Source organism: Acinetobacter sp., assembly GCF_036659555.1.
In the GTDB taxonomy this organism is placed as follows: domain Bacteria; phylum Pseudomonadota; class Gammaproteobacteria; order Pseudomonadales; family Moraxellaceae; genus Acinetobacter.
The window spans coordinates 39,719-57,730 of sequence record NZ_JAVXCI010000005.1 but is presented as its reverse complement, the minus strand read 5'-3'; the positions used below and the strand labels follow the sequence as shown (position 1 = coordinate 57,730).

Sequence of the window (18,012 nt, the reverse complement as noted above, 5' to 3'; positions counted from 1 at the left end):
TGCTGTTTGCGTATAGTGAGAGCTAATCACTATGTAAGTTAAGATACAAGGAGGAGGCTTTTGCCAGGCTTGATTGGATGCGCCGTTCGGCTGCCTGAGTCAGCGCTAGGCGGCTGAATAGGCCAGCATTAAGCCAGAAAAATCTGAGAAATAAAAAATCCCCCAAGCCGAGCCTTGGAGGAAAATAGCCACTGCCTGCGTTATGGCTATTATTGTGTTTCGTGAAATCCGCTCAGATGAAAGCTTAAGCGGATTTGGCCGCATCAGCGCGCTGCGCTTCCAGTTCACGAACCAAGGGCAGCACTTTTTCACCGAAGTATTCCACTTCTTCAATAAAGTGCAGAAAGCCGGACAGCACCAGATCCACGCCGGCTGCTTTCAGCTCAATAATGCGCTCCGCGATCTGCTGCGGCGTGCCGATTAAATTGGTCTTAAAGCCGTCGTTATACTGAATCAAATCTTCAAAAGATGACTTTGCCCAGTTGCCTTCGCCTTCGGCCGTGGATGCGCCGGCCTCGCGGGTGGCCTCGCCAAAAGCATTTACCGCCTGCACCTTGGCTTTATCAATAATTTCCTGCAGCGCGTCCCGCGCCTGCTGTTCGGTATCGCGCGCAATAATGAAGGCATTCACGCCAATTTTTACTTGATGCTGATTGGCTTTGGCTTTCTCGCGGATATCATCAATCTGCTTCTTCAGCTCTTCCGGGGTATTGCCGTTGGTGAAGTACCAGTCCGATACGCGGGATGCCATATCGCGGGCGGCGCGGGAGCTGCCGCCTTGGAAAATCTCTATATGCGGCTTTTGCACCGGCTTGGGCTTTAAGGTGTAGTCCTTGAATTGATAATACTGGCCGTCGAAGCTGAAACTATCCTGAGTCCAGATGCCTTTCAAGCTGCGGATGAACTCTTCAGAGCGGGCATAGCGCTGGTCATGCTCCGGCCATTCTTCGCCAATTGCATCAAATTCGCCGCGGAACCAGCCGCTGACGACATTGATGGCAATCCGGCCATGGCTTAAATGGTCAATGGTCGCCAGCTGCTTGGCCGCCAGCGCCGGCTTCCAAGGCCCCGGCAGAATGGCTGCAATGACTTTCAGCTTTTCAGTTTTGGCCAGCAGGCCATGGCTGAAGCTGACCGATTCATGCTGATTGTCCGCGCCATAGCCGGCAGTAAAGCGGATTTGCGTCAGCGCGTAGTCAAACCCGTTTTTTTCAGCGGCCTGCGCCAGCCGCACATTGTAGTCATAGCTCCAGTCGGTGCGCTGTTCAATGCTGCTGACCACCAGGCCGCCGCTGACATTCGGCACCCAATAGGCAAATGCAATATTCTGGTCTGGCTGCGGCATATTCGTATCCTCCGGATGCTGTATGGTTTAAGCCACTTGGTTTTTCGGCTTTTTATGATGCAGGCGCGCTTCGGCAGCGTCCAGGCTTGGCACAGCAGCCGAGGGCAGCACTTCGTCCTGTTCAATCTGCTTATTGATGCCAAGGTTCTGGCTGGCCTGCTGCGATTTCTCTTTCACGGCTTCTGCACGCTGGCCTTTGGCTGGCGCCCATTCCACAATTGGCAGCGCGCGCGCCACCGCCAAGGTGATGCGGTCGCGGAGCAATTCGCTGTGAATGCTGTATTCAGGGGTGAAGTCGCGGTCTGTGGCATATACGCCAATCGGCAGGGTTTGCGCCTGAAAAAAGCTGAACAGCGGGCGCAGCTGATGCTCCAGCACCAGGGCATGGCGGTCGCTGCCGCCGGAAGCGGCCAGCAGCACCGGCACATCAGCCAGCGCAGTCTGCTCCACAAAGTCAAAGAAATGCTTGAATAATCCCGTGAATGAGGCGCGGTAAACCGGCGTGCCGACAATCAAGGCATCGGCAGCTTCAACCGCGGCCAAGTCATCCTGCACGCGCTGCGGCAGCTGGCTGCGGTAAATGGCGCCGCCCAGCAGAGGGCCAATTTCGCTGAATTTAATGAAATGCACATGCACCGGTGTGGCTTCAGCCAGCTCATCGATAATGGCCTGCACCAAGGCTTCGGTTTTTGAAGGATGATTAAGTCCGCCTGACACTGCAACAATATTCAGCGGTTTTTGCTGATTTAAAATAGACATTTTTAAAACCTGAAATAGAGATTAATGGAGAATGCCTGCTATTAATCCTGAGCGCGCCGCCTGCTGTAAAATAAGCAAAATGCCGGAAGTTATCTGTTTTTCAGCTATATGCGATTATGTGAAATATTGAAGGTTTTTCTTTATCTAATTAATTGAATTTTAAAGTTATTAAAGATGCAGATAAGCATTGTCCATGCGCAGATAAAATTTATATGAAAAAGTGATTTGCATTCAACAATTGCGGAAAATCAGGAAAACTGAATATTTTGTGCAGCAAAGCTGCAGATTAATTAAAAAATAGTTATAACTTGCATATCCTTAAGGCTGCAGGTGTGGTTAAAATAGGGCCACTGTGCCCAGGATTTTTCCGCGCTGCTTATGAATATATTAATCGTTGATGATCATCCGCTATTCCGCCATGCTTTGATTCAAGCTGTCCGCTACAGCCTGCCGCAAGCTCAAATTCATGAAACGGCGGCGGTAAATGAATTTTATGAACGCCTGGAAAACGGTCCGGAACCGGATCTGGTGCTGCTGGATTTGAATTTGCCGGGCGCATCGGGCTTTTCCGCATTGGTGCATGTGCGCGCGCAGTATCCTTCGCTGCCGATTATTGTGGTGTCCGCGCACGAAGAAACCTCGATTATTCAGCGCGCGATTGCGCATGGCGCGATGGGCTACATTCCGAAATCCGCGCATCCGAGCCATATTGGCGAAGCGATCCGCCAGGTGCTGGAAGGTGAAATCTGGCTGCCGCCTAACCTGCCGGCCAATGTCAGCTTTGACCCGCGGGCAGCGGATGAAACCGCGCTGGCGGAACGCATTCAGTCTTTGACGCCGCAGCAGTTCCGGGTTTTGATGATGGTGGCTGAAGGCCTGCTGAACAAGCAGATTGCCTATGAGCTGGATGTTTCTGAAGCCACGATTAAAGCGCACGTCACGGCAATTTTCCGCAAGCTGGGCGTGCAGAACCGCACGCAGGCGGTGCTGGCGATTAATGCCTTAAATATTGAAGAAAAGAAAATGTAAGCTGCACGCAGCGCTAAAAAGGCCTCATTTGAGTAATGCCAGTCAGTTAAGAATTTTTTAATCCTCCCCAACCCTCCTTTTTCAAAGGAGGGAGTATTTTGAATTCAGGATAGTCTTGAATTCAAAAGTATTCCCCCTCTTTGGTAAAGAGGGGTTAGGGGAGATTTATTAATGAGTAATAATGAAATTACGCTTAACTGATCAGCATTACCTCATTTGAGGCCTTTTTTGATGAATTTTTGCGGATCCGGCTAGGCAATGCAGTCCTGCTTAGGCGTTAAGTCTGTGCAGAACAGCGGGTTCAGGGCGCACTGCAGCTCATCAATCTGCTCTGCAGTGACATAGCCTTTGCGCTTTAAGTATTCCGCTACGCGGTCATCGCGCAGGCTGAGGAAAGCGGCGTCATAGACGCCCAGATCGACAAACAAGGCTGCGGTTTCAAGGCTGTTGAAGCGGTCGAGGTAGACTTCATTGCCATGCATCAGGAAGATATGATCCTGCGCCGACTCGGGGTCAACATCCAGGCGTTCCGCCAGTTCAAAAGGCGAGGTTTTAATGAACAGCAGATCCGACAGCTCATCAAACTGCGAGGTGTCCAGCTGGTCTTGGCCGGTTTTGACTTTGCCCAGCCATGCCTTGAACACCAGCACCGCGCCGCCGCGCAGGAGCATGCTCCAGATCTGATGGCGCACCGGCTCATTCAAGTCCTGAGCTTCCGCTTCCAGGCGGTTCAGCAGCTTTTCTTCCTGCTGTGCCAAGCGCTCAAACAGGCCCAGGCCATGCGGCTGATAGGCCGATGGCGCGAAAACATCAAATTCCAGTTCGTCAAAAACCTGCAGGGCAAGGGGAACGGCGCTTTGATACAGGGCATTCAGCGCCTGCAGATGGGTGTCATTCAGCTTGCTGTATTTAAAGGCGCTGGCCCAGTCAATGTCCGGCAGCAGGGCATTGGCGCCGTATTCGCGGTGAAATTGCTGAGAGCTGCTGGCGCCTTGCGGGACAGTTTCATAAATGTTCATAATCAAACTCCGGTTGAGGCATTCAGATCAGCTTCATTTTCCGAATGGAGCACGCGCTTTTCAGGCAGCAGGAAACTGACCGTTTCATGGCTTATTTTTAGGCTGGATAGGCGGTGGATAAAAATACGACTAAAGTTTTAGCTTGCGGTTTCTATCATATTATTTTTATTAAAAACAAAGTCTTTTTTAATTGTAACTAAGTATACGAATGTTCACTTGAATAATGGTCAGTTTTTGCCATAGGCAAAGCGCATTTGATATTTTTGGCTAATTTTTTGGCGCCGGATGCGGCGCTTTTTGAGGCATTTTGCCTATGCGTCAAAAAAAACGGCCAGCCGGGCGCAAGCTGCGGCCGGCCCGGCATAAAGAAAGCCCATTCCATGCGTCTGAAATGGGCTGAGGGCAAGCCGTTTTGCGCCGGATCAGCTGCCTGAAATTTTCAGCCCGGACAGCCATGAGCGCAGTGAAGCCGGCTTCAGCGGCTTTTTCAGCAGCACGATATTCAGTTCCTTCAGGCGCTGCGGCAGTTCCGGGTCGGAGTCTGCGGTAATCAGCGCCACCGGCACTTTTTCCTGCCGGCTGGCTAAAATGAAATCCAGGCCGGCTTTGCCGTCATTCAGGTGCTGATCGACCAGCCAAACTTGAATGCTTTCCTGCTGAATCATCTGCAGCGCCTGTTCCGGCTCCGTGGCTTTAAACACCTGATAGCCCCATTTGCTCAGCAGGGTCGACATGCCTTCTAAAATGGTTTCATCATTGTCCAGGCACAGAATCTTATAGGCTTTGGTTTTCAGCGGCACCGCCTGAATCGGCGCTGCGGTGATTTTCGGCGCTTCGACAATCGGCACTTCAATCATAAAGCAGGAGCCTTTGCCCAGTTCCGAATAGACATGCACCGGGTAGTCCAGCAGGCTGGTCATGCGCTGCACAATCGCCAAGCCTAGGCCGAGGCCCTGTTCGCCCCAGGGCGAGGTGTGGCCGCAGCGCTCGAATTCCTGAAACAGCTTGATGCGCTGCTCTTCGGCCACGCCCGGCCCTGTGTCCCACACCCCGATGCGGATATGATCCGGCTGGGCGGCCGAGCGCAGCACGCCGACAATCACCCGGCCGCGGGCGGTATAGCGCAGCGCATTGCTGACAAAGTTCTGAATGATGCGGCGGATCCACTGCGGGTCGGTGTCAATCCAGAACTGAGCATCATGCACGCTGAATTTAATGCCGCGCTGGGCTGCGATGGATTTGAACTGCAGCTCCAGGTCGCTGAGCAGGTCATGCAGCGGATAAGACTGGCGCTTGGGCTGAATGGTGCCGCCTTCGAGGCGGGCGATATCCAGCAGGGCGGAGAGCATGCTTTCCGCGCCGTGCAGCGCGCGGTCCAGCTGCTGCAGGGTCTTGCGGTCTTCTTCGCTTTGCACGCTCTGCTCCAGCGCCGTGCTGAACAGGCGGGCGGCATGCATCGGCTGCAGCAGGTCGTGGCTGGCAGCGGCGATAAAGCGGCTTTTCGACATATTGGCTTTGTCGGCCACTTCCCGCGCCAGCTGCTGCTCCGCCAAAGCGTTGGCCAGCTGCTGGGTGCGGTCCTGCACGCGCGCTTCCAGCACCGCTTCATTTTCGCGGAAAGCGGTAATGTCGGCAAAGGTGGTAACGAAGCCGCCGCCTTCAATCGGGTTGCCGCGCATTTGAATCACGCGGCCGTCTTTGCGGATGCGTTCAAATTCATGCGAACTGCCGACCTGCATCCAGTGGATGCGCTTGCGCACATGCTCTTCGACCGAACCCGGCCCGCATTCGCCGCGTTCGGCGTTGTAGCGGATCAGGTCGGCAATCGGGCAGCCGACATAGACAATGTCTTTAGGATAATCAAACAGCTTTAAATACTGATTGTTCCATGCCACCAGGCACATATTTTCATCAACCACGCTGACGCCCTGCGTCATGTGGTCAATCATAGTCATGATCAGGTTCTGGTTGAAGCGCTGCCATTGCGAGGCCTGATCCAGAATGTTGGCGACCTGGCCCAAAGCCAGGCCGTTATTGACCATCGCGGTGGTCAGCAGGGTGCGGGCGGAGGCCGCGCCGATGGTGCCGGCCAGATACTGCTCGGTAAAGCGCCACCACATGCCGTTGGCGCTGCTGTTTTCATTCAGGCTGACATTGTTCTGCGTGCAGAACTGCTGAAAGGCGCGGGTGGCTGCGCCTTCGCCGGTAATGCGCTTGGCCAGCGTGATCAGGTCGCCGACTTTCAGGCGCGCAACGTCGTGGTGCAGGTAGTTGATGTCATTGGAGGTATTGTGCGACGGCAGCGGCTTGGTTTCATAATAGAAAAAGCTTTCTGCCTGAATCTGCTCGGCAATGCTGGGGCGGAACACCCGCGAAATCCAGATGTACAGAATGATATTCAAGCCCAGTGACCAGACCACGCCGTGGGTCAGGGGATCAAAGGATTCAAAGCCCAGCAGCGCTTCCGGGCGCAGCCAGCCGATGCCGAGCGGGCCGGAGTTCAAGACGCTTTGCGTATAGGCCTTGAACTGATCCGGCAGGCTGCGCAGCACGGTCGGCAGCAGCAGGGTATAGGCCCACAGGGCAAAGCCGGTCAGCAGGCCGGCGTAGACGCCCTGCTTGCTGCCGCCGCGCCAGTACAGGCCGCCGATCAGCGCCGGAGAGAACTGCGCCACCGCGCTGAAGGCCAGCAGGCCAAAGACTGAGAGCTGGTCAATATCGTTGAAAAAATGAAAGAACAGGAAGCCCAGCAGCATCACCGCCAGAATGCACACGCGGCGGGTGAATTTCAGCACCAGCGGCAGGCGCTTGTCATGGCGCGACAGCAGGTTGCTGCGCCACAGCGCCGGCATGATCAGGTCGTTGCTGAGCATAATCGACAGGGCCACCGAAGACACCAGCAGCATGCCGGTGGATGCGGAGAAGCCGCCGAGGAAAGCCAGCAGGGTCAGCCAGTCCTGATTGTAGCTCAGCGGCAGCGACAGCACGGCGACGTCGGGAATCGCCAGATATTCCGGCGCGGCGTGCAGGGCCCAGCTGGCAATCGGGATAATCGCCACAATGGTTAAAATCAGGTAAACGGCAAACCAGCGCCGCGCGCCGCGGATATGCTTTTCATCGCGCAGTTCAACCACGGCCACATGGAATTGGCGCGGCAGGCAGATAATCGCCAGCGCGGCCAGCAGGGTCTGCACCCAGAAGCTTTCCGGGACGCCGAACAGCTGCACATCATGAAAGGTTGAGCTGATGTCCGCGCTGATCTGGTGCAGGTTTTGCGGCGCTTCAAAGACAAAGAAAAATGCCACCGCCAGCAGCGCAAACAGCTTGACGAAGGATTCAAAAGCCACAGCCAGCATCAGGCCGCCGTGCTGTTCGGTATTGGCGATCTGGCGCGTGCCGAACATCATCGCCAGAATGGCCAGAATGCCGGTGAGAAACAGCACGCCGTTGGTGGTGCCGGTAATGCCGGCGGACGGATCGAGAATCACCGAAGCGCTGAGCGCAATGGCGCGCAGCTGCAGCGCCAGATAGGGAATGATCGCAATCACCGCCAGAATGGTCACCAGCGAAGCCAGCGGGCCGCTTTTGCCGTAGCGGGCCGCCACAAAGTCGGCAATCGAGGAAATGGCGTGATGCTGGCGGACGCGCCCCAGGCGGCGCCAGATGTCATAGCCGAGCGCGACAAACAGCAGCGGGCCGAGGTAAATCGGCAGGAAAATAATGCCTTCGCGCACGGCAGCCCCTGTGGCGCCGTAAAAGGTCCATGAGGAGCAGTACACGCCCAGCGTCAGGCTGAACAGCAGCATGCGGCCGCGGGTGCTGAGCCGGCTGGCGTGCTTTTCGCCGAAAAAGGCGCAGATAAAAAGTAATGCGATATAGAGGGCCAGCACCCCCATGATAAGCCAGCTGTTCATAGTGCCCGCAGCAGTTGAATCTTCGGCCCATGATACCTTATCCGCCTGCATGCTGCGGGGGCTGATCAAAATTTAACGACCAAAGTCTAAATTACAAAACCCCTGCAAGATTGGTAACTTTAGGAACGAAATAATTCGAATTAAAAATTGCGCCCACGGCTGGGTGTTAACAGGAGCAGGGTTATGGATGAAGCACAGGTAGATCGCATTCTACAGAATCCAAAATTTAAAGAAATGGTCAACAGAAAAAGCAGGCTGAGCTGGACATTGACAATCATTATGCTGGTTGTCTATGTCGGCTTCATGCTTTTAGTCGGCTACAACAAAGAATTCTTAATGAGTTCATTCAGCGGCGGCGTGACTACCATCGGCATGCCATTAGGTTTGGGCATTATTATATTGTCTTTCATTTTATGCGGTGTTTATTCGTATATTGCGAATAATAAGCTTGATCCGCTGAATGCAGAAGCAATGCGCGAAGTTGAAGCGATTACTCAAGAAAAAGGACAGCACTAAGATGAAATGGAATTCATTGAAAGCGCAGGCGCTGGCAGCGCCAGCCCTGCTGATGTCAGGCATGGCGATGGCCGGCCCGGATTTAGGCGCAGCGGAGCAGCAGGCCACCAACTGGCATGCAATTATCATGTTCGCAATTTTTGTGGGCCTGACGCTGTTTATCACTAAATGGGCTGCGCGCCAAACCACCAGCACGCAGGACTTCTATACGGCTGGCGGCGGCATTTCCGGCTTCCAGAACGGCCTGGCGATTGCCGGCGACTATATGTCAGCGGCGTCATTCCTCGGCATTTCCGCACTGGTATTCAGCTCAGGCTTTGACGGCCTGCTGTATTCACTGGGCTTTATGGTCGGCTGGCCGATTGTACTGTTCCTGGTCGCGGAACGCCTGCGCAACCTAGGCAAATACAACTTATCTGACGTGGTTTCATTCCGCCTGGAAGAAAAACCGGTGCGTACTTTGGCTGCGGTCAGCTCGCTGGTTGTGGTGGCATTCTACTTAATCGCGCAGATGGTTGGCGCAGGCCAGCTGATTAAGCTGCTGTTCGGTCTGAACTACAACATCGCGGTTGTAATTGTTGGCCTGCTGATGATGGCTTACGTAATCTTCGGCGGCATGCTGGCAACCACTTGGGTGCAGATCATCAAAGCGGTGATGCTTTTGTCCGGCGCAACTTTCATGGCTTTCATGGTGATGAAAGGCGTGGGCTTCAGCTTTACCAACATGTTTGAACAGTCCATTCAAGTCTTCTCTAAAGTGCATGACATCGGCCTGACTGAAGCGGCCAACATCATGGGCCCAGGCAAACTGGCGGCTAATCCGATTGACGCGATTTCCTTAGGCTTGGCATTGATGTTCGGTACTGCCGGCCTGCCGCACATCCTGATGCGTTTCTTCACTGTGAAAGACGCAAAAGAAGCGCGCAAATCTGTTGTGGTTGCAACCGGCTTCATCGGCTACTTCTACCTGCTGACTTTCATCATCGGTTTCGGCGCGATCCTTTACGTATCGAACAATCCGCAGTTCATTGACGTTGCGAAAATGGCGGTTACCGGCAAACTGGAACTGGTTGGCGGCAACAACATGGCAGCGGTTCACCTGTCTGATGCAGTGGGCGGCGACCTGTTCATGGGCTTCATTTCAGCAGTGGCATTCGCAACAATTCTTGCGGTTGTTGCCGGCCTGACGCTGTCTGGCGCATCTGCAATCTCGCATGATCTGTATGCAAATGTATTCAAGAAAGGCCAGACCACGCCTGAATCTGAACTGCGCATGTCTAAAATCGCAACTTTGGGCCTGGCAATCTTTGCAATGATCCTCGGCATTCTGTTCGAGAAGCAGAACGTTGCCTTCATGGTCGGCCTGGCATTCTCTGTGGCTGCCTGCGCAAACTTCCCGGTGCTGGTGCTGTCAATGTTCTGGAAGGGCTTAACCACCCGCGGCGCAGTGGTTGGCGGCGTAGTGGGCTTAGTGACTGCAGTAACATTGATTGTGCTTGCGAAAGCGGTTTGGGTAGACACCTTGGGCATTTCTGATACTCCGATTAACCCATTCAATGGCCCGGCAATCTTTGCAATGCCATTGTCATTCTTCTGCTGCTGGCTGTTCTCCATCACAGACAGCTCTGCGCAGGCGCATGCTGAACGCAAAGCTTTCGATGCGCAGTTTGTACGCTCGCAGACCGGCATCGGCATCTCCGGCGCATCAGATCACTGATCTGCTGATTAAGCCAAAATAAGAAAGCCCCGCAAGGGGCTTTTTTTAGGGCGGGGCTTTCTTCGCAGCGCTGCGCTACTGGCGGATGAAGTGTTCGCCGTTGAGCGTCATTTTCCATTGGCCTTTTTCCCGGTAAGGCGCCCGGTTAATGATAAAGCGCTTTGACAGCTCGCCCTGGCCCTGGCCGATGCTGAAGCTTTGACCGTCAAAGCTGCTGATATTGGCTTTGACAAACACCGAGGCGCTGCTGCTGCCGGCCTCTCTGGCGCGGTGATGCGCCGCATATTCCTTATGCGAATACAGCACCTCGCCCGAAGCCTTGATGATCAATTCGCTTTGCTCATTTTTCCATGCGCCAATATAGCTTTGATGATTTTCCAGCAGGGGATCGGTTTGCGTGCAGGCGCTGATCAGCAGGGCGCAGAGCGGCGCAAGAAATAACAGGCGGATATTCATGGGCGGACTCAAATGCGCAGGAATGATTTTCAATGTGCGCTTTTGCTGTGTAATTTACAGCAGGCTTTGCTTCAGATTTTGTAATTCATCCGCCATGCAGCAGCTCAAGGCGCTGCGCATTCTGTCTGTCCATGCGAATTTATTCACCGCGGCGCGCCGGCTTCATGCTAAGTTAGAAAGCAGGAACAGCAAAAGCCAGCGCATTGTCATGCGGCCTGCTTGGCTCATGGCGGACTGCAATAAAAATACAGCAGCGCGGTTCAAAACAGCGCGCAGGAAGGATGGCATGCAGGCATTCAGCGATTTCTGGAAAGGCTTTAAGATGCTGCCGTCAGCGTGGCTGCTGCTGCTTCAGCTGCTGGTGCTTGTGCTGACCGCCGTGCCGGATTTCAGCCTGACCTACCGCGCGCTGCTTTGGGTGCTGGGCGTGCTGCTTCTGCTGCTGATTGCCAAAGTCATCCAGCAGACGCCCATGTTCACTATTCTAGGATTAAGCTTTGTCGGCGGCGCCGTCATCTTTTCAGCCATGATGATCCTTGGCTCCAGCGATCCGAAGATTCAGATGACTGCGCACAGCTTTGAAGCTCTGGCGTATTTCAGCGCGGCTTACGGCCTGCTCCGCTATATGTTTGCAGACCGCTATTTAACCCGCGATGAGCTGTTTGCTGCCGGCGCAGTCTTCACTTTAATCGCCTGGGGTTTTGCCTTTCTCTACAGCGTCTGCCAGCTGGCTTATCCCGGCAGCTTTTACAATGCCTCTATTCCGGGGCAGCAGTCATGGCTGGATCTGCTGTTCCTGAGTTTCAGCCTGCAGTCGGCGACAGGGCTGTCCGATTTAATGCCGGTCAGCGCGCCGGCGCGGGTTTTAGCCATGCTGCAGATATTTTGCGGCGTGATGTATCTGGCGGTGATTGTATCCCGGCTGATCGCCCTGAATTATGTTGCGCATTTGCCTACGCAGCGGGATAAAGAACGCTGAGCCATGTTACGAGAAATTAACATGAGCCTAACATATTTATTTTTATAATTAATTTATAATGCGGTTGAGTTTTTTCTGTTTACTGAACTCTTCTTTTTGTTCACTTTACGTGAATGCTTCCTGACCTTCGGGTCTGTCTGATAAACAAAATAATCAAGATGGGGTCTTTATGTCTTCCAAATCTGCATCTTGGCATTCCAATGTGAATCCCAATGTGTTTCTAAGTACGGTCATTATTATCGGCGTGTTTCTGGCTGTTGTCATTTTGGCGCCAAACTCATTTGACCTGATCACCAAGCAATTGAATCAGTGGGTGACCGACTCATTCAGCTGGTTCTATGTGCTGTCTGTGGCGATTTTCCTGATTCTGCTGATTTATATCGCCCTGTCTGATATGGGGAAAATCAAGCTGGGGCAAGATCACAGCCTGCCGTCCTACAGCAACACCTCCTGGTTTGCCATGCTGTTTACCGCAGGCATGGGCATTGGCCTGATGTTCTTCGGGGTTGCGGAGCCGGTGATGCACTATGTTTCCCCGCCTGCAGGCGACCCGGAAACCATTTCAGCTGCCCAGCAGGCCATGCGCGTCACCTTTTTCCATTGGGGCCTGCATGCGTGGGCCATTTATACGCTTGTCGGCTTAGCGCTGGCGTATTTCGCTTACCGGCATCAGCTGCCGCTGAAAATCCGTTCGGCGCTGTATCCGCTGATCGGCAGTAAAATTCATGGCCCGGTTGGCGATGCCGTCGACACCTTTGCCACCATCGGCACGGTGTTTGGCGTGGCGACCACGCTGGGCTTCGGCGTGACGCAAATCAATTCCGGCCTGAATTACCTGACCGGCATTGAACAGTCTGCGCAGACTCAGGTTATTTTAATCATTGCCGTCAGCGCCATGGCTTCTTTGTCGATCTTTCTGGGCCTGGATAAAGGCATCAAGCGCCTGTCCGAGCTGAATTTAGTGCTGGCCTTGGCGCTGCTGCTGTTTGTGTTCTTTGCCGGCCCCAGCATTTACCTGCTGCAGACCACCATTCAGAATGCCGGCCAGTACATCTCCAATTTATTCAGCATGACCTTCAACCTGCATGCCTATCAGCCCGACGGCTGGATTGGCGGCTGGACCATCATGTACTGGGCATGGTGGATTTCATGGTCGCCATTTGTCGGCATGTTCATTGCGCGGGTATCGGAAGGGCGCAGCATCCGTGAGTTTATTGTCGGCGTGCTGCTGATTCCGTCAGGCTTTACTCTGATCTGGATGGGCTTTATGGGCAATGCCGCCTTGCACAGCATTCTGCATGAAGCCAATTCCGGCTTAGTGGCGGCGGTGCAGCGCGACTCTTCGGTGGCGCTGTTCGAATTCCTGCACGGGCTGCCGTTTTCCGGCGTTATGAGCCTGCTGGCCACCTTGCTGGTGATGCTGTTCTTTGTCACCTCGGCCGATTCCGGCGCGCTGGTCACCGACTATTTAACTTCAAAATCTGAAAATTCTCCGGTCTGGCAGCGCCTGTTCTGGACGGTGCTGATGGCGCTTTTGGCGATTGTGCTCCTGCTCGCAGGCGGCTTGGGCGCGCTGCAGTCTGCGACCATGCTCAGCGCCTTGCCGTTCACCTTGATTATGCTGCTGATTTGCTGGGGACTGCTGAAGGCGCTGCGCCTGGATGTGGTTAAAATGCAGGCGCTGCAGGCCGCGCGCATTACCCCCCGGGCCATTCAGAATCCGCGCAGCTGGCAGCAGCGGCTGGGCTTGATCATGCATTATCCGCATTCTAAAACTGAGGTGGAGCAGTTTATTCAAGCTCAGGTTCTGCATGCATTTCGCAGCATTCAGAAAGAATTTGAGCGCCGTGAGCTGGCGGTTGAAATTATCCGGCTGGACGAGGGGCTGGAGCTGCGGGTTGATCATCATAATGAAAGCAATTTCATTTATCAGGTCATTGCGCGGGAAACCCTGCCGCCGAGCTTTATGGCGGATGTGCAGACGGAGCATGCGGAATACTATCAGGCCGAAGTGTTTTTAAAAGAAGGCGGGCAAAACTATGATGTGATGGAATGGACGCAGGAAGACCTGCTGCAGGACATTATTGACCAGTATGAACGCCATCTGCATTTTTTAAATCTGGTGCGTCTGCCTGAGTAAAATTCAGGACGGGACAAGCCATTAAAAAAGGACGCAAAATGCGTCCTTTTTTTGAATTCGGTTTCTAAATGAATTAGAAGCGGAATTTAGCGTTTACGCCAACAGTTTCAGTATCACGTACTGAACCTTTTTCAGCATTTGCGTTAACGTAGTTTGCGCCAACAGCAACAGCTGGAGTAATGAAGTAATTTACGTTTGCGCCCCAAGCTTTGTTTGGAGACTCTTTAAAGCTGGATTCAGCATAAGATGCGCCAACGCTTAATTTAGGGGTTACAAATAAATCAGTTTTGAAGCCGTAAGCTTTGTATTCAGCAAGCAGCAGGTTGGTTTCAAAGCCAACTGCCATGTTGGTGCCGTCAATCGCGCCTACGTATTTAGCGCGCGCAGTAACTGCGTCTTGGTCACGGGCAATTGTATTTGATTCTAGGCCGGCTTTTACAACACCGTTAGACAGAATGTTGAAAGCGTCATAAGAAACTTGGTTAGGCACGCTGGTGTAGCCAACAGCAACCAGGAAGTTAGGCACAACAACCGCACCGACTTCAACTGCATAGCGGTCGCCGTGATCGTCAGCTTCGCCGTCTTTATGGTCAGTGATTGTGTTGCTGTAAGACGCGCTGGCGTATACAGGAACAAATTTAGTCGGGATATAAGCTTCAGCTTTAGCGCCGATCGTATGCGAAGTGTAGTCAGCATCATCTGCATTTACGTCGTATTCGCCGTAGTTATATGCTAAAGACGCGTTTGAAGCCTGATTTAAGAAAGCTGCTTCAGCCAATGGGCCTTTAGATGCATCAACATTTTTAAAGTAGTAAGTACCCTGAACAGCGCCAGTAAAGTTTTTGTCATTTACAGTGTTGTCAATGAATTCTGACTGACCTTGTACTTCTACTTGGTACGCTTGTGCACCGGTCATGGCTAAAAGTAAAGCAGAGGCTAAACCGAGTTTTTTCATGATAAATACCAGTTCTATTGCAAATGGATTAAACATTGAGCATTGTATTGTAACATTTTATTAAGTCAATGATCTTTAAAGCGATTATTTTATAGATATGTAAACGGTTTATTTTTTATTCAAATCTGCACCAAATGGTAAAAATGCTGTCAACCTGAAAAAAGTTGATTCATAACAATGGCTCGCTGTAAGGCTTTTACTCAAAAAAGCGCAGATTTAAGGCTGGAAAGAACGGTTTTATTATTGTAAAAATCAATTTAATTGTTGATTTCAATCTTAAATAACAATTGTGTATTAAACAATCTAAACAGGGAGGCTGCGCTTTATTGCACATTTTTTATGCAGCAAGCGGGATCAGCCGTTTAAGGGAATGACGGTTGATCATAAAAAAGACACTTCTTTTATTTTATTGCCAACTGTTTGGCGTAAATAATGGTAAAATGTGATGCATCTTAAAGCATAGTAAATTAATCTACTTTACTTATTCTGCAATAGTTCCCATAATCTAATTATCAGATCAGGCGCATTTTGTGATCCTTGACTGATTCTCCACAATTTTTGTTTTTATCCGCCCAGCTTTCCCCAAGGTTGGGCTTTTTTTTGTCTGGAACTTCATCCGGCTGTTTGGGCAGCGCCTGAATTCTGGCCAGAGCCTGCCGGCTGTGCATGTTAATGCTTTGCGCAGCAGGGCTGTTTTATCCCTCTTTTTCTCCAGCGCCGCATGCGGCTCAGGCTCAGGGCAAACTGGCTCACCCGCCATAATTAAATTGCCTGCAGCCGTCCGGCATGATGAATTCAGGCGCCGCCGCGGTTTAAAATAAAAGGCGCACAATCTGCACGCTAATGGTGCGCTATTTCCCGAAAAAGCGGGGCTGAAATAAATTCAAGGCAAAAAAAATCCCGGTTTTTATGCAAAACCGGGATTTTTCTGCCAAAATTTGCGGGAAATCTAAAATTTCTGCTGAGGAAAACCTTAGAATGCCCTAATGAGGTGCATTATGCACTGAATTGTAGCGTGTGTAAATATATTCCGGAATGGCTGAATAAAAAATAGCTGTTTTTTTTATATCTAAATGAAATATAAGGTAAAAAATAATTAATGGCTAATGCCTTTTGCCGGGCAATTGAATATACTGCGCGGAGCAATAATAATATGAGGCCATGGCTGCCGGCATCAGTTCACAATGCATTGATCTGGCCTGCGCCTTGGCGGAACAGCTGCGCCTTTGGGCGATGAATCAGTTTGAGAATGGGGCATAAAAAACAATACGATGAATGCTTTACGCTCTGAACATATCAGCAGGCGCTTATGGCTGGCGATGCTGGTCATCATGCTCTCCGTCGCCCTCATTAGCCTGCCGCTGATTGTCAGCAGCTACCGCAGCTATCAGAAAAGCTCGGAAGCGCTGCAGGAAATTCAAAGCCTGAAAATGGTTGCGGAATTGTCCAATAAGATTTCAAGAGAGCGCGCGCCGGCAAATAATGCCATGTCCAGCCCGCAGGATGAACTGCCGGAGCAGCTGGGCGCCTTGCGCAAATACCGCGCAGAAGCCGATATTCAGATGCAGCAGGCTGCAGAGGTGCTGAGGCGGACGGGATTTGCCGGCGCTGCGCGCGAGCTGGAGCAGAATTTCAAGCCGGCCTTGGCGCTTGGGCGCCAGGCAGTCGACCGCTATATTGCCCTGCCTTACGGGCAGCGGCGGCAGGAGCAGCTGGATCAGGCCATTGCCTCAATGTTCATGGCCTGGGATCAAAGCCACGCGGTCCTGCAGCATGTGGTGAGCCAGTCCAAAGGCAAAGATACGGCATTATCCAATTATTATACTTTAATTCTGCTGCTGGCCGATTTGCGCGATCAGGCAGGCAGAACCGCATCAAATATTATGGCGGCGGTAAGCTTTAATGAGCCGATTCCTGAAGAAAATTTGGCACGCTTCATGCAGACCCAGCGCCAAACACAGTATTTATGGCAATTGGTCAATGTGGTGCAGCCTGAGCATGATAAAACCCCGGAGTTTCAGGCGCTGCACCGGCGGGTGAAAAGCGGATTTCTGGATCAGGGCCTGCCGCTGATTGCCGGCCTGGTGGATGAAAGCCTGAAGGGCCAGCCTTACAGCATGACCGGCCCGCAGCTGACCCAGGCGATTGTGGGAAAATTCAGCACTGTAGTGGATCTGCAGAGCTATATTCTGCAGTACAGCGTAGACGCCGCCCGGCAGGAGCTGCAGCAGGCGAAAAAAAAGCTGATTTACGCCATTTTAATTGTGCTGGTTTCTTTGCTGACCGTTGTGCTGACCATGATTTACGCGCGGAAATGGGTATTTGAGCCTTTGATTGTTGCCCGCAGGCAGCTGTTTGCGCTGGCGCAGCTGGAGGACAGGCCGGCCCTGGAAAGCAGCCGGCACCGGCAGGGCAGCAGCATCTTTGACGCCATCAGCCGCCTGCAGAAAAAACTGCAGCAGCGCGAAGCTTTGGAGTTCCAGCTGAAGCATATTGCGCACTCCGACTCACTGACCGGCATTGCCAACCGCTTTGCGCTGGACGAATACATTAAGCTTTTGGAAAAGCAGCCCAGCCAATTTAAGCAAACCTGCCTGATGATTATTGATATTGATAATTTCAAGCAGGTGAATGACCGCTGCGGGCATATTGCCGGCGACTGGGTGATTCAGGCGGTTGCGGAAAACCTGAAAAGCTGCGTGCGCGCGTCCGATCTGCTGGTGCGCTACGGCGGCGATGAATTTCTGGTGCTGATCGAAAACATCAGCCAGGAAACGGCCTTGAAAGTTGCCGAGAAAATCCGCAAGGGGGTTTTGGCGTCGGAAATTCTGCAGTGCGAAGAACTGGCCGAAGTGAATGTGTCGATCAGCGCAGGGGTGGCGGTTGGCGCGGCCAGCTGGATGGCGCTGCTGGCCAGGGCAGATGAGGCGCTGTTCAGAGCCAAAGCCAAAGGCAAGAATACAGTTTCGGACTGATCTGATCCGCTACATGCAGGCAAGCCGGCATGCTCAGCCCAAAGATCATGCCCTGCGCATGCTGCAGGCCTTTTTACCCGGCTGCGGGGCAGCGGTGCCCGCCGCTGCGCTTTGGGGATGATGCGCCAGCCTGAAGCCATTATGAATCAGCCGGAATTGCATAAATTATCGTCAAGCAAGATGAATGAAATTCATGTTAAACTGACCG

At 52.6% G+C, this 18,012-nt stretch carries 12 protein-coding genes; 6 read left to right on the top strand and 6 right to left on the bottom strand.

Translation table 11 applies throughout. The features are described from left to right. Nucleotides 1-244 precede the first annotated feature (244 nt). Nucleotides 245-1,345 (bottom strand): dimethylsulfone monooxygenase SfnG, encoded by a 1,101-nt coding sequence (gene sfnG / locus RSA72_RS01530; RefSeq protein WP_332623449.1) that lies wholly within the window; start codon nt 1,343-1,345, stop codon nt 245-247. Nucleotides 1,346-1,372: 27 nt separating this feature from the next. Continuing rightward, on the bottom strand, nt 1,373-2,104 hold the full coding sequence (gene msuE / locus RSA72_RS01525) for an FMN reductase (protein ID WP_332623450.1): 732 nt from the start codon (nt 2,102-2,104) through the stop codon (nt 1,373-1,375). 378 nt (nt 2,105-2,482) lie between these two features. On the opposite strand from msuE, the gene RSA72_RS01520 reads away from it, so the two are divergent. Next, complete coding sequence (locus tag RSA72_RS01520) at nt 2,483-3,133, top strand: response regulator (protein WP_005006791.1); 651 nt, start codon at nt 2,483-2,485, stop codon at nt 3,131-3,133. Nucleotides 3,134-3,384: 251 nt separating this feature from the next. Here the strand turns inward: RSA72_RS01520 and RSA72_RS01515 are convergent, their stop codons facing one another. Beyond that, complete coding sequence (locus RSA72_RS01515; RefSeq protein ID WP_332623451.1) at nt 3,385-4,152, bottom strand: hypothetical protein; 768 nt, start codon at nt 4,150-4,152, stop codon at nt 3,385-3,387. Between the two features lie 422 nt (nt 4,153-4,574). Then, nucleotides 4,575-8,066 carry a PAS domain-containing hybrid sensor histidine kinase/response regulator gene (locus RSA72_RS01510; protein ID WP_332623452.1) on the bottom strand — a complete coding sequence of 1,164 codons (3,492 nt, stop codon included), beginning with the start codon at nt 8,064-8,066 and terminating at the stop codon, nt 4,575-4,577. A 183-nt stretch (nt 8,067-8,249) separates the two neighbouring features. Here RSA72_RS01510 and RSA72_RS01505 point away from each other — a divergent pair, with 183 nt between their 5' ends. After that, entirely contained in the window at nt 8,250-8,582 is a 333-nt protein-coding gene (locus tag RSA72_RS01505; RefSeq protein WP_332623453.1) for a DUF485 domain-containing protein, read from the top strand. Nucleotide 8,583: 1 nt separating this feature from the next. Next, entirely contained in the window at nt 8,584-10,299 is a 1,716-nt protein-coding gene (locus RSA72_RS01500) for a cation acetate symporter (protein WP_332632655.1), read from the top strand. 75 nt (nt 10,300-10,374) lie between these two features. On the opposite strand, the gene RSA72_RS01495 is transcribed toward RSA72_RS01500, so the two are convergent. After that, nucleotides 10,375-10,755 carry a hypothetical protein gene (locus tag RSA72_RS01495; protein WP_332621533.1) on the bottom strand — a complete coding sequence of 127 codons (381 nt, stop codon included), beginning with the start codon at nt 10,753-10,755 and terminating at the stop codon, nt 10,375-10,377. A gap of 286 nt (nt 10,756-11,041) precedes the next feature. On the opposite strand from RSA72_RS01495, the gene RSA72_RS01490 reads away from it, so the two are divergent. Further along, complete coding sequence (locus RSA72_RS01490) at nt 11,042-11,734, top strand: ion channel (RefSeq protein ID WP_332621535.1); 693 nt, start codon at nt 11,042-11,044, stop codon at nt 11,732-11,734. A gap of 169 nt (nt 11,735-11,903) precedes the next feature. Further along, nucleotides 11,904-13,874 (top strand): BCCT family transporter, encoded by a 1,971-nt coding sequence (locus RSA72_RS01485; RefSeq protein ID WP_332621537.1) that lies wholly within the window; start codon nt 11,904-11,906, stop codon nt 13,872-13,874. A 73-nt stretch (nt 13,875-13,947) separates the two neighbouring features. On the opposite strand, the gene omp33-36 is transcribed toward RSA72_RS01485, so the two are convergent. After that, the gene (omp33-36, locus tag RSA72_RS01480) at nt 13,948-14,829 is read right to left on the bottom strand and encodes a porin Omp33-36 (RefSeq protein ID WP_332621538.1); all 882 of its coding nucleotides are present in this window, start codon (nt 14,827-14,829) and stop codon (nt 13,948-13,950) included. Between the two features lie 1,271 nt (nt 14,830-16,100). Here omp33-36 and RSA72_RS01475 point away from each other — a divergent pair. Continuing rightward, nucleotides 16,101-17,804 carry a GGDEF domain-containing protein gene (locus tag RSA72_RS01475; RefSeq protein ID WP_332621539.1) on the top strand — a complete coding sequence of 568 codons (1,704 nt, stop codon included), beginning with the start codon at nt 16,101-16,103 and terminating at the stop codon, nt 17,802-17,804. Nucleotides 17,805-18,012 lie beyond the last annotated feature (208 nt).